Annotated in this window: 11 protein-coding genes; 1 reads left to right on the top strand and 10 read right to left on the bottom strand. The window is 44.0% G+C overall.

Annotated features, from left to right (window positions below; translation table 11 throughout):
• Positions 1-116 precede the first annotated feature (116 nt).
• The 7 genes from rpmE to BFI01S_RS19050 all read right to left on the bottom strand — a co-directional run bounded on the left by rpmE (position 117) and on the right by BFI01S_RS19050 (position 7,649).
• Positions 117-329, bottom strand: a complete 213-nt coding sequence (gene rpmE / locus BFI01S_RS19085; protein WP_009332279.1) for a 50S ribosomal protein L31 — start codon at positions 327-329, stop codon at positions 117-119.
• 163 nt (positions 330-492) lie between these two features.
• The gene (gene rho, locus BFI01S_RS19080) at positions 493-1,761 is read right to left on the bottom strand and encodes a transcription termination factor Rho (RefSeq protein WP_061794016.1); all 1,269 of its coding nucleotides are present in this window, start codon (positions 1,759-1,761) and stop codon (positions 493-495) included.
• A 348-nt stretch (positions 1,762-2,109) separates the two neighbouring features.
• Positions 2,110-3,072, bottom strand: coding sequence for a class II fructose-bisphosphatase (gene glpX / locus BFI01S_RS19075; RefSeq protein ID WP_035327992.1), 963 nt, complete (start codon positions 3,070-3,072; stop codon positions 2,110-2,112).
• A 167-nt stretch (positions 3,073-3,239) separates the two neighbouring features.
• On the bottom strand, positions 3,240-4,526 hold the full coding sequence (gene murA, locus BFI01S_RS19070; RefSeq protein ID WP_061794015.1) for a UDP-N-acetylglucosamine 1-carboxyvinyltransferase: 1,287 nt from the start codon (positions 4,524-4,526) through the stop codon (positions 3,240-3,242).
• 842 nt (positions 4,527-5,368) lie between these two features.
• Entirely contained in the window at positions 5,369-6,013 is a 645-nt protein-coding gene (fsa, locus tag BFI01S_RS19060; RefSeq protein ID WP_061794013.1) for a fructose-6-phosphate aldolase, read from the bottom strand.
• A gap of 146 nt (positions 6,014-6,159) precedes the next feature.
• The gene (locus BFI01S_RS19055) at positions 6,160-7,017 is read right to left on the bottom strand and encodes a class II fructose-bisphosphate aldolase (protein WP_019380596.1); all 858 of its coding nucleotides are present in this window, start codon (positions 7,015-7,017) and stop codon (positions 6,160-6,162) included.
• A gap of 257 nt (positions 7,018-7,274) precedes the next feature.
• Positions 7,275-7,649: a response regulator gene (locus tag BFI01S_RS19050; protein ID WP_172581936.1), complete on the bottom strand. Its 375-nt coding sequence runs from the start codon at positions 7,647-7,649 to the stop codon at positions 7,275-7,277.
• Between the two features lie 211 nt (positions 7,650-7,860).
• On the opposite strand from BFI01S_RS19050, the gene BFI01S_RS19045 reads away from it, so the two are divergent.
• On the top strand, positions 7,861-8,382 hold the full coding sequence (locus tag BFI01S_RS19045; protein WP_061794012.1) for a DUF2529 domain-containing protein: 522 nt from the start codon (positions 7,861-7,863) through the stop codon (positions 8,380-8,382).
• Positions 8,383-8,543: 161 nt separating this feature from the next.
• On the opposite strand, the gene pyrG is transcribed toward BFI01S_RS19045, so the two are convergent.
• From pyrG to BFI01S_RS23545, 3 genes are all read right to left on the bottom strand, one after another.
• Positions 8,544-10,151: a CTP synthase gene (gene pyrG, locus BFI01S_RS19040; protein ID WP_061794011.1), complete on the bottom strand. Its 1,608-nt coding sequence runs from the start codon at positions 10,149-10,151 to the stop codon at positions 8,544-8,546.
• A 274-nt stretch (positions 10,152-10,425) separates the two neighbouring features.
• A complete protein-coding gene (rpoE, locus tag BFI01S_RS19035) occupies positions 10,426-11,004 on the bottom strand; it encodes a DNA-directed RNA polymerase subunit delta (RefSeq protein WP_061794010.1) in 579 nt (192 codons plus the stop codon).
• 242 nt (positions 11,005-11,246) lie between these two features.
• A complete protein-coding gene (locus tag BFI01S_RS23545; RefSeq protein WP_169799789.1) occupies positions 11,247-11,423 on the bottom strand; it encodes a hypothetical protein in 177 nt (58 codons plus the stop codon).
• Positions 11,424-11,644: the final 221 nt, after the last annotated feature.

Raw genomic sequence — 11,644 nt, 5'->3', positions numbered from 1 at the left:
CTTACTATTTTATGAAGAAAGGGGTCGAGCTGTTAAGCTTACTTGAATTCTTCATAACCGCTTATTTTGCAATAAAAAACAGGCAAGAAAGTTAACTTGCCTGTTTTTGTTGTTTATTATTTTTGTTCTGACTTAATGCCGTATTTCTTATTGAAACGGTCAACACGTCCGCCGGCTTCAGCGAATTTTTGACGTCCAGTATAGAATGGATGGCACTCAGAGCAAGTTTCAACGCGGATCTCTTCTTGAACAGAACCGGTTTCGAACTCGTTACCGCAAGCACATTTCACCATTGCTTTTTTATAGTTAGGATGAATTCCTGATTTCATTCTTTTCATCTCCTTCCGCCCTGAATCATTCGAAACAGAGTTATATATTACGGGCAATCATGAATTGCCGTAAACTTCAAAAACACACTGTCATCATTATAACAAGTCCATGTGTTTTTTGCAATAAGCGAATTCTGCATCCTGGATTTTCCAAATAGGAATTTTACTGCGAACGCTTAGCCTTCATTTCTTCTGCCAGGTTAGCGAAAAATTCTTCGTTGGATTTTGTCTGTTTTAGCTTGCGAAGCAGTTTTTCGGCGAAATCCGGTGAATCCGACATGGACTTGCGGATTGCCCACAGCTTGTCCAGGTGATCCTTCTGAATAAGAAGTTCCTCTTTACGCGTGCCGGAGCGGCGGATGTCGATGGCCGGGAAGATTCTTCTTTCAGCCAGTGAGCGGTCAAGGTGCAGCTCCATATTGCCTGTCCCCTTGAATTCTTCGTAAATGACATCATCCATTCGCGAACCCGTGTCAACGAGTGCAGTTGCCAGAATCGTTAAGCTTCCGCCCTCTTCAATGTTTCGGGCTGCACCGAAGAAGCGCTTTGGACGGTGGAACGCCGCCGGGTCAATACCGCCGGAAAGGGTTCTGCCGCTCGGAGGAATAACCAGGTTATATGCTCTTGCCAGTCTTGTAATGCTGTCCATCAGAATCACAACATCACGCTTATGCTCAACAAGGCGCATAGCACGTTCAAGAACGAGCTCGGCCACTTTAATGTGGTTTTCCGGCACTTCATCAAATGTTGAGCTGACCACATCGCCTGCAACTGAACGCTCGATGTCTGTTACCTCTTCCGGGCGCTCGTCAATCAATAGCACGATCAGTTCCGCTTCCGGGTGGTTGGTTGTGATGCTGTTGGCTATTTCTTTTAAAAGCATGGTCTTACCTGCTTTTGGAGGCGCGACAATCAGACCGCGCTGCCCGAATCCAACCGGTGCAAGCAGGTCCATAATTCTTGTAGACAGCTGTCTTGTACCTGTCTCCAGTTTCATATGGCGGTTTGGATATAAAGGAGTCAGACCAGGAAAGTGAACGCGCTCTTTTGCTGATTCCGGATCATCGCCATTCACGGCTTCAACCTGCAGAAGGCCAAAATAACGCTCATTTTCTTTTGGAGGACGGACTTTTCCTGAAACTTTATCTCCGTTTCTCAAATCGAAACGGCGGATCTGGGAAGCGGAAATATAAATATCCTCAGAGCTTGGTGAATAGTTGATTGGACGAAGGAAACCGAATCCTTCTGACTGAATGATCTCCAGGACACCTTCCATGAAGAAGTAGCCTTCCTGCTCTGCTCTTGCTTTCAGGATGGCAAAAATTAATTCTTTTTTCGATAACTTGCTGTAATAAGAAACTTTATATTCACGGGCAAGTTCATAAAGCTCTTTAAGCTTCATATTTTCTAAACTTGAAATGTTTAAACCCATTTTTACACCACACTTTTGAAATTTTCAATCATTTCCTCCATATGCAGCTGTTCAATTTATTGGACTTTATATGAAAGGAAAGGGAAAGATACTTTGAGGCACTGAAAATAGCTGAAGAATCTATCATTATGTTCTTAATTAAAGGTTTCGAGGAATGGAACGGTTTGCTGTCCGTTTTCGGTTAAAATTTTGAGGTATCCTATTCCATGAAAAACAATCTCTATTTTACCCCTTAATATGAAAATTAATCAATAACAAAATTTGATATGGAAAATATAACAGGAAGGAAATGAAAATGAGCAGGCTGGCGCAATGCAGCCAGCACTCATTTTCTATCTGTTTATATATTTATTTTATAACAAGATTAGGCTTTTTCTTCAGGCTATGGCGACCTTCTACAAAGCGGACCGTTCCTGATTTGGCACGCATAACAATTGAATGGGTCGAACCATATGAGCCTTTAAACTGTACGCCTTTCAAAAGCTCCCCATCAGTTACGCCTGTTGCAGCAAAGATCGCATCATCGCCTTTTACCAGGTCTTCCATAAGAAGGACTTTATTAATATCAAGGCCCATCTTTAAGCAGCGCTCAGCCTCTGCGTCATTTTGCGGAAGAAGTTTCCCCTGAATTTCCCCGCCAAGGCACTTGAGAGCAACAGCTGCCAGTACTCCTTCTGGTGCTCCGCCGGATCCGAACAGAATATCGACGCCTGTTTCATCGAAGGCAGTATTAATGGCTCCAGCCACATCCCCATCATTGATTAATTTAATTCTGGCACCTGCTTCGCGAAGCTGGCTGATGATGTGTTCATGGCGCTCACGGTTAAGCACTGTCGCCACAACATCCTGAATATCCTTGTTTTTGGCTTTTGCCACCGCTTTCAAATTATCCAGAACAGAAGCGTTAATATCAATTTGACCAACCGCTTCAGGACCGACTGCAATTTTGTCCATATACATATCCGGAGCATGCAGAAGATTTCCGTGGTCAGCTACCGCAAGAACAGCTAAGGCATTCCAGCCGCCGGATGCAACGATGTTCGTGCCTTCAAGCGGATCGACAGCGACATCTACACGCGGACCATAGCCTGTTCCAAGCTTTTCCCCGATATAAAGCATTGGCGCTTCATCCATTTCACCTTCCCCGATAACGACTGTTCCCTTCATTGGCACCGTATCGAATACATCTCTCATTGCAGAAGTAGCGGCATCATCCGCTTCATCTTTTAATCCGCGCCCCATCCAGCGTGCTGATGCTAAAGCGGCACCTTCTGTTACGCGAACTAATTCCATTGACAAACTTCTTTCCATCGATTTTTCCTCCCCGGATTCTAAGGCTGGCAGCATGGCAAATGCGGACCGGCTTCTTACCTCCGGCACCGCAAAAGCCCGCCTTAATTTATATTTGTCTGCTGATCTTACTTTGATTTTTCCTCAAGTAATGATCAGTCAGTTGTCAATATTCACAGGTGTTCTATTTATGCGTTCTTCATTTGTTCCATTTCTTCTTTGCTCATTTCTTCGCGCCAAATTGTGGCACCAAGTCCATTCAGCTTTTCAACCAGATGGCTGTAGCCCCTGTCGATATGCTCTAAGCCTGTGACTTCGGTAACTCCCTCTGCCATTAAGCCGGCAATTACCAGTGCTGCGCCGGCGCGCAAATCGCTCGCCTTAACTTTAGCACCCTGAAGCTGAACAGGCCCATTGATGATCGCAGAGCGCCCTTCCACTTTAATGTTGGCATTCATTCTGCGCAGCTCATCAATATGCTTGAAACGGGCACTATAAATGGTATCAGTGACCATGCTTGTCCCTTCTGCACCCGTTAACAGAGAAGTCAGCGGCTGCTGCAGGTCTGTAGGGAAGCCCGGATAAACAAGTGTTTTAATATCCACAGCTTTCATTTTCTCTGCTGGCCCGACAAATACCTGGTCGTCATTCGCTTCAATCTGAACTCCCATTTCGCGCAGCTTTGCAATTAGGGACTCAAGATGATGCGGGATGACATTGTCAATCAGCACGCCTTCTCCGGCCGCTGCCCCAACGATCATATACGTTCCCGCTTCAATCCGGTCAGGGATAATCGTATGCTGGCAGCCATGCAGATGGTCCACGCCATCAATGCGGATCACATCTGTGCCGGCACCCTTGATTTTCGCACCCATATTGGTCAGAAGCGTAGCAACATCAATGATTTCAGGCTCTTTTGCTGCATTTTCGATAATGGTTCTGCCTTTTGCCCTGACAGCGGCAAGCATGATATTAATGGTTGCTCCAACACTGACAACATCGAGATAAATACGGGCTCCGCGCAGTTCATCGGCACGAAGGTAAATGGCTCCCTGCTCATTGGTCACACGCGCGCCAAGAGCTTCAAACCCTTTTATATGCTGGTCGATCGGCCTTGGTCCGAGGTGGCATCCTCCGGGAAGTCCAATAACCGCTTTTTTAAATCGGCCGAGCATCGCTCCCATTAAATAATAGGAAGCGCGCAGTTTTTTTACTTTTCCGTTCGGCAAAGGCATGGAAATCATGGAAGAGGGATCTACTGTCATATCATTTTCAGAGAATTCGACAGTGCCCCCTATTTCTTCAAGCAAATCTTTAAGAATTTGTACATCCGAAATATCCGGCAAACCTTCAATTTTTACAGGTGATTCCGCTAAAATGGTAGCTGGAATCAGTGCGACGGCACTATTCTTCGCTCCGCTGATCCGGACAGTCCCTTTTAAAGGATATCCACCTGCAATCATTAGCTTTTCCATTTGTAACTCCCTTCTAAGCCGTTGTTAAACACATATGCTGGAATTTGACTTCAATATTTAAAAAATTGATAGCCCTTACAGCAAAAGCTACACACTACTTTTCTAACCAAATTTGGCAGGAAATAGCCCTAGCTTCTAAAGAAAAGCGGAAGCGCCTTGCCCACTATAGGAACGCAGACTAAGATCGCCACGTCCTCCCAAAAGCTGCCGCTTTCGGTCGTGCGATGTATCACTGCCGTAGCTTTCCTTGTCCTGTGGCAACGTCTGCATGACCCACATCCTCCCAAAAGCTGTCGCTATTGGTCGTGCGATGTTTATGCTGACGAAGCCTTCCTTGTCCTGTAGGCCTCAAGCACAAGACGATCCTAACGGAAAGGCGTCCTTTGCCTTTTTGGGAGGAGCGGCTTGTGACCTCGAGGGGGTAGGCGCTGCAGCTAGACAGTTATCGGCGTTAATAGTTTGACTAAAGGCTTGTCTTTTTTAATATCGGAAAAATAGTCTTTGGGAAAATATGCACTTTCATATTATCATGTATCTGTATTTTGCAACATTGCAAGTTGAATAAGGAACAATTTTCCATATGTTTTTTACAGAATCCGACATTATCTTTATCTTATAGTTTACACGAAAAATCAAATCTCATGTATTGTATTCGAAAAAAGTTAAAATTAAGAAAGAAGCACTAAAAAACAGGGGTACAAGTAATGGGGCTGGCTTTGCTTAAGAAAAGCGCAAGCGCCTTCCCACCCCCGACACCTCGAGGGGGTAGGCTGCTTGCTGGACAGCTCTCACAGTAAAATAAACAAAGCCAGTTTCCTAGAGTTATTTTTCCGAAGAATAAATTATCCTCTTGAGTTCCAGTCTGCGAGGAACGCTTCGATTCCTTTATCTGTCAGAGGATGGCTGAATAATTGCTGGATGACTTTATAAGGAACTGTCGCGATATGAGCTCCTCTTAATGCTGCATCCGTCACATGCTGAGGATGTCTGATGGAAGCCGCAATGATTTCTGTATCAATGTCATGAATCGCGAAGATTTCTGCGATTGTGGAAATCAGATCAAGACCATTGTGGCCAATATCGTCCAAACGTCCAAGGAATGGAGAAACGTATGTAGCACCTGCTCTTGCAGCAAGCAGCGCCTGGTTTGCACTGAAGATCAGGGTTACATTAGTTTTAATGCCTTCTTTTGAAAATGCGCTTACTGCTTTCAGGCCATCCGGCGTCATTGGCACCTTGATTGTGATGTTCGGTGCAATTGCTGCAAGCTCTCTTCCTTCTTTAATCATGCCTTCAGCATCAAGAGCGATGACCTCGGCGCTAACTGAGCCTGGCACCAAATCTGTGATTTCACGAAGACGGTCAGGGAAGGATACATTCTTTTCCTTTGCCACCAATGAAGGGTTGGTTGTTACTCCTGCAACTACCCCAAGGGCGTATGCTTCTTTAATTTCGTCCATGTTCGCTGTATCGATGAAAAACTTCATATAAAATCCCACCTTATAAAATATTCTGATATCTATGTATTATCAAATAAACCTGTGATTCTGTAAAGCCTTACACGGGGGTGCGCCTCAATAAATAAGGCAAACCGCCCCTAAATCTAGAAGCGGTTTCTCGTGCAGTTATTTTATTATGCTTTGTTTGAAGAACCGAATTCGCGCATTTTGCCGATTACAGTTTCTTTAATCGCTTCGCGTGCAGGTCCTAAGTATTTGCGCGGATCGTATACTTCTGTATCTGCTGCCAATACTTCGCGAACGCGTTTAGCAGAAGCAATTTGGTTCTCAGTGTTTACATTGATTTTGGCAGTTCCTAAAGAGATGGACTTTTGGATATCCTTTGTTGGGATTCCAGTTCCTCCATGTAGAACTAAAGGAACACCTGTAAGGCTTCCGATCTCTTCCATTTCAGCAAAGCCAAGGTTAGGCTCGCCTTTGTATGGTCCATGAACAGAACCCAGTGCCGGAGCAAGGCAGTCGATGCCTGTGCGCTTAACCAGCTCTTCACATTCTTTAGCATCAGCATAAATAACGCCATCAGCCACAACATCGTCTTCCTGTCCGCCGACAGTTCCCAACTCTGCTTCAACTGAAACGCCTTTTGAATGTGCATATTCAACTACTTTTGAAGTAGTCTCCACGTTTTGTTCGAATGGATCATGGGAAGCATCAATCATAACAGATGTGAATCCGGCATCGATTGCTTCTTTACATTTATCAAAACTTGAACCGTGGTCTAAGTGGATAGCCACAGGAACGGTAATTTTGTAATCTTCAAGCAGTCCTTCAACCATTTTTACAACCGTTTTAAAACCGCCCATGTAACGTGCAGCACCTTCGGAAACACCAAGGATAACCGGTGATTTTTCTTCTTCTGCCGCCTGCAGGATCGCTTGAGTGAACTCAAGGTTGTTTAAGTTAAATTGACCTACAGCATAGCCTTCTGATTTTGCTTTATTAAGCATTTCAGTCATAGAAACTAAAGGCATTTTTCTTCCTCCTTATTGATAATCGTTTAAGTTCAACAGACTAAATACTGTTAAAGTTTTCCCCTTAACACTATCGAATATGTACCCTTAAAATAGTCCGCTAAACTGAGACGACCCTTTGGAATTCATCTGTTATCATACCAAAAAGGACATAGAAAAGCCATTATTCCAGCGCGTTTTTATGAATTGTCATAAAGCAAACGCTATCATTTTTATAGTGTTGGAATTTCAGGTTAAAAACGGGTAATTTTGGCTTATTACGAGTTAGGGACAAGCAAATATTTCTTTACTGCCGCCCTGATGTCATCGATATCGAATGGCTTCGCAAAGTGAGTAAGAGCACCCAGATCCTTTGCTTCCTGAATCATATCGAGTTCACCGTAAGCCGTCATGATAATGACACGGATATCTTTATCCACTACTCTCATTCTTTTTAAAATTTCAATCCCGTCCATTCCCGGTATTTTCATATCAAGAAGAACAAGGTCAGGCGAATGCTTGGAAACAATGTCGAGAGCCTGGACTCCATTGGCAGCCTGGTACGTGTCGTACCCTTCCTTCTGCAGTACCTCATTAAGTAAAATACGGATTCCGAACTGATCATCTACGATTAAAATTTTCCCTTTCATCAAGCCACCTCTTTCTGTCGTATTAAAAGCACTTAGGTTTTAAACCATACTGAATTATGACTGCAGGTCACTTAACTATACATTCTCCTACAGCTAATTTCTCTGTGAAACATGATTATTCCTTCTTATTTTAGCAATTACCTTTGATTATTTTACCTTTCCTTCCATATTCTCTATAATAGAACCTCAGGAAGAGATGAAGGAGTGAACTGATTTGCTGAAGATGTTTTCTACCCAGCTGACAGGCTTATTTAAAAGACTTCAGGAAAAAGAAGAGTTTTCCATCGAGGACAGTGCCCGCCTTTTGGCCCAGGCCGCTGCCGGTGATGGGAAAATATATATTTATGGAACTAAAGAAATGGCAGCAATCGGCTATGAAGCCGTTCAGAGCCAGGAACCGCTTAAAGATGCAGCGATATTGGAGAAAGAGGCGGAAGTCTCAGAAACAGACCGGGTCATCATCTTTTCAAGATATTCGGATGACGAAGACGCAGCAGCTCTGGCAAAATCTTTATCCGAAAAAGGGATCCCCTTTGTGGCAGTAAGCACTTTAAGGACTGAAAGCGGCGGCAGCCTGGCTGATTTGGCTGATGTTCATATAGATTTAAAGCTTGCGAAAGGCCTTCTGCCTGACGAAGAGGGCAACCGCTTCGGCTATCCGGCCTCCATGGCTGCTTTGTTTGTGTATTATGGAATTAAGTTTACGATTGATGAGATTTTGGCGGAGTTTGAGTAGATTTTGCTTGGTTCATCTGTAACTTTGTGCGCATTCTTGATTTGTGCGCGGTTATTCATCGGTTCCGCGCGGGTCCAAAGCGTTTGTGCGCGAATACCCCGGTTTGCGCGCGCAAGGCAAAAACAAAAAATCCCTCCGGATGCGGAGGGATTTTTTACACATTATAATTTCTCGCTAAACTTCAATGATGCCCCGACAAACTCACGGAATAATGGCTGAGGGCGGGTTGGTCTTGAGATAAATTCAGGATGGAACTGGGAAGCAACGAACCAAGGGTGATCCTTGACTTCGATGATTTCCACCAGGCGGCCATCCGGGCTTGTACCAGAGAAGACAAAGCCTGCTTTTTCCATATCCTGACGGTAGTGGTTGTTGAACTCATAGCGATGGCGATGACGCTCATATACCACTTCATCCTGGTAAGCTTCAAATGCTTTTGTATCTTCATTCAATTTGCAGGCTTGCAGTCCAAGTCTTAGAGTTCCGCCTAAATCCTCAATATCCTTTTGCTCAGGCAGAAGGTCGATAATTGGATGCGGTGTTTCAGGAGCAATTTCTGCTGAGTGCGCCCCTTCAAGACCCAGTACGTTTCTTGCAAATTCAATCGAAGCCAGCTGCATGCCCAGGCAGATGCCAAGGAATGGCTTTTTGTTTTCGCGTGCATATTGAATCGCAAGGATTTTCCCTTCAATGCCGCGGTCGCCAAATCCGCCCGGAACCAGGATTCCGTCCACGTCCTGAAGCAGTTCATTCACGTTCGTGCTGTCCACTTCTTCAGAATTGATCCATTTGATCTCAATATCAGAATCGTAGGCATACCCTGCATGTTTTAGGGCTTCAACAACAGAAATGTAAGCATCCTGCAATTCAACATATTTACCGACAAGGCCAATCCTGGTTTTCTTTGAAAGGTTTAGAACCTTGTCAACCAGCTGCTTCCACTCGGTCATGTCTGCTTCTCCGCAATCCAGCTTCAAATGCTTGCAGACGATTTCATCAAGCTTCTGATCTTGAAGAGATAGCGGGATAGAATATAAAGTATCAGCATCTGTTGCTTCAATAACTGCTTCTTTATCGATATCACAGAATAGCGCAATTTTGTCCTTCATATCCTGGGAAATTGGCATTTCTGTACGCAGAACGATGACATTTGGCTGAATGCCAAGGCTTCGCAGTTCTTTTACACTGTGCTGTGTCGGCTTTGTTTTCATTTCCCCTGCTGCCTTGATGTAAGGGACCAGTGTACAGTGAATATACATCACATTATCGCGGCCGATATCGCTCTTAATTTGGCGGATCGCTTCAAGAAATGGAAGTGACTCAATATCCCCTACTGTTCCGCCGATTTCTGTGATGACTACATCAGAATTCGTTTCATGGCCTGCTCGGAAAACTTTATCCTTGATTTCATTTGTGATATGCGGAATAACCTGTACCGTTCCGCCGTTATAGTCGCCGCGGCGCTCTTTTCTAAGGACAGTGGAGTAAATTTTACCAGTCGTTACACTGCTGTACTTTGTCAGGTTAATATCAACAAAACGCTCATAGTGGCCTAAGTCCAGGTCAGTCTCGGCGCCGTCACCTGTTACAAACACCTCACCATGCTGGTACGGGCTCATTGTTCCCGGATCCACATTTATGTAAGGATCGAATTTCTGAATCGTAACCGTTAACCCTCTGTTTTTCAGCAGACGGCCAAGCGATGCTGCTGTGATTCCTTTTCCCAGTGACGAAACAACTCCGCCCGTAACAAAAATATACTTAGTCATGAAAAATTCCCCCTTGATATCAGTTTGTGCATAATGATGCCGGTTTAAAGACTTGATGATAAAAATTCTATTGTTCAGCCTCCGGTTTTTTCAGCGGAAGCTTATCGCAAAGGGATGGTTTAGCTCTTTTAAAAAGGCACATGGCCTGTAAAAAAAAATAAAAAGCGCTCCTCTTACTTAAGTAAGTAAGGGAGCGCTATTAGCGTCTAAACGAATCGTCCTTTTTTAAGGAGCCCAAAAAGTATTCTACAAGCCCTGAAACGAAAAGTCAAGGTTATAAATCTTCTTCGTCTTCGTCAGCGTCGAGGTCATCTTCCTCAAGCTCTTCGTCATCATCGCCAAGATCGAATTCTTCATCTTTTTCTACGATTTCATCATCGTCTTCGAAATCATCATCATCTTCAAGATCATCGTCATCGTCCAGAAGATCGTCATCATCGTCTTCAGTCAGATCATCATCATCGAATCCGTCGATATCATCGTAGTCGATATCCTCTTCATCCAGTTCATCATAATCTTCAAGATCGAGATCGTCGTCCTTTTTCTTCGCCTTTTTCTTCTTAGGCTTGATTACCGTTACGACTTCTTCTTCATATTGGTCAACCGGATACCATGAACGAAGACCCCAGCGGTTATCGCCCAATCCGATGAAATGGCCATCTATATTTAAATCTGTATAGAACTGTGCAATTTTCCCCTTGACTTGTTCCCCTGAAAGGTTCATAAGTTTAGCTACTTCATTCATGATGTCATTAAAGGCCATCGGTTCCTTTTTGCTTGTCAGAAGTTCATAAGCCACTTCGATTAATGACATTTCCTGCAATTCTTCTTTTGAGAACTGTTCCAAACTCAATATCAGCACTTCCTTTCCCTATGTAAACGCTCATAAACGCGCAAATGATAAACTATATAAGTTGAATTTCCGCAGGGCCCTGTAAATGCATGCGGACAGCCTGCAAGAAGGCATATTCCTCATTATAAACAAATTTTTACGGTTTATGCCAGTTATATCTGCTGTTCCGTACATTTTTATGCAGATTATTTTTCGTTCAGCATCTAAGGACAGCAGGTAAAATCCATGTATGTCCGATTTACCTAATCTGCCCTCCTCCTCCTCCTGTCCCTCAGCGGCCGGTCCCATTTTTTATAGGCAAGCCAGGTGAAGTAGATGGAGAGCAGGAAGAATGCTATGGCTCCCAGCTGTTTTCCATATAAAAAGTAAACACCTGCAGCAGCGGCAAGTATGGCTGCGTAGAGCAAGATTTTTTTCATATTTTCACATCCCAGGTTTCCCGAAGTGCATTGCTATGTATTGATTCCATTATATAGGATATGGATGTATTTTATATTAATTCTATATTAAAAAATAGTGCAGAAAACAAGGGCCTGCAGCTGCAGGCCCTGTTTCAATGGTGTTAATAACAGAATTCATATTGCTGAACTTCGCGAACTGTCTAGCTCCAGCGCCTACCCCCTCGAGGTCACAAGCTTGG

The sequence above is a fragment of the Cytobacillus firmus NBRC 15306 genome (assembly GCF_001591465.1).
In the GTDB taxonomy this organism is placed as follows: Bacteria; Bacillota; Bacilli; order Bacillales; family Cytobacillaceae; genus Cytobacillus; species Cytobacillus firmus.
This window is presented reverse-complemented; position numbering and strand designations above follow the sequence as displayed.

What these genes read in the sequence shown, in the direction of transcription:
- pyrG (WP_061794011.1), bottom strand. Translation starts at nt 10,151, where the DNA reads ATGACTAAGTATATTTTTGTTACGGGCGGAGTTGTTTCGTCACTGGGA.
- BFI01S_RS19055 (WP_019380596.1), bottom strand. Translation starts at nt 7,017, where the DNA reads ATGCCTTTAGTTTCTATGACTGAAATGCTTAATAAAGCAAAATCAGAA.
- rpmE (WP_009332279.1), bottom strand. Translation starts at nt 329, where the DNA reads ATGAAATCAGGAATTCATCCTAACTATAAAAAAGCAATGGTGAAATGT.
- fsa (WP_061794013.1), bottom strand. Translation starts at nt 6,013, where the DNA reads ATGAAGTTTTTCATCGATACAGCGAACATGGACGAAATTAAAGAAGCA.
- rho (WP_061794016.1), bottom strand. Translation starts at nt 1,761, where the DNA reads ATGGGTTTAAACATTTCAAGTTTAGAAAATATGAAGCTTAAAGAGCTT.
- murA (WP_061794015.1), bottom strand. Translation starts at nt 4,526, where the DNA reads ATGGAAAAGCTAATGATTGCAGGTGGATATCCTTTAAAAGGGACTGTC.
- glpX (WP_035327992.1), bottom strand. Translation starts at nt 3,072, where the DNA reads ATGGAAAGAAGTTTGTCAATGGAATTAGTTCGCGTAACAGAAGGTGCC.
- BFI01S_RS23545 (WP_169799789.1), bottom strand. Translation starts at nt 11,423, where the DNA reads ATGAAAAAAATCTTGCTCTACGCAGCCATACTTGCCGCTGCTGCAGGT.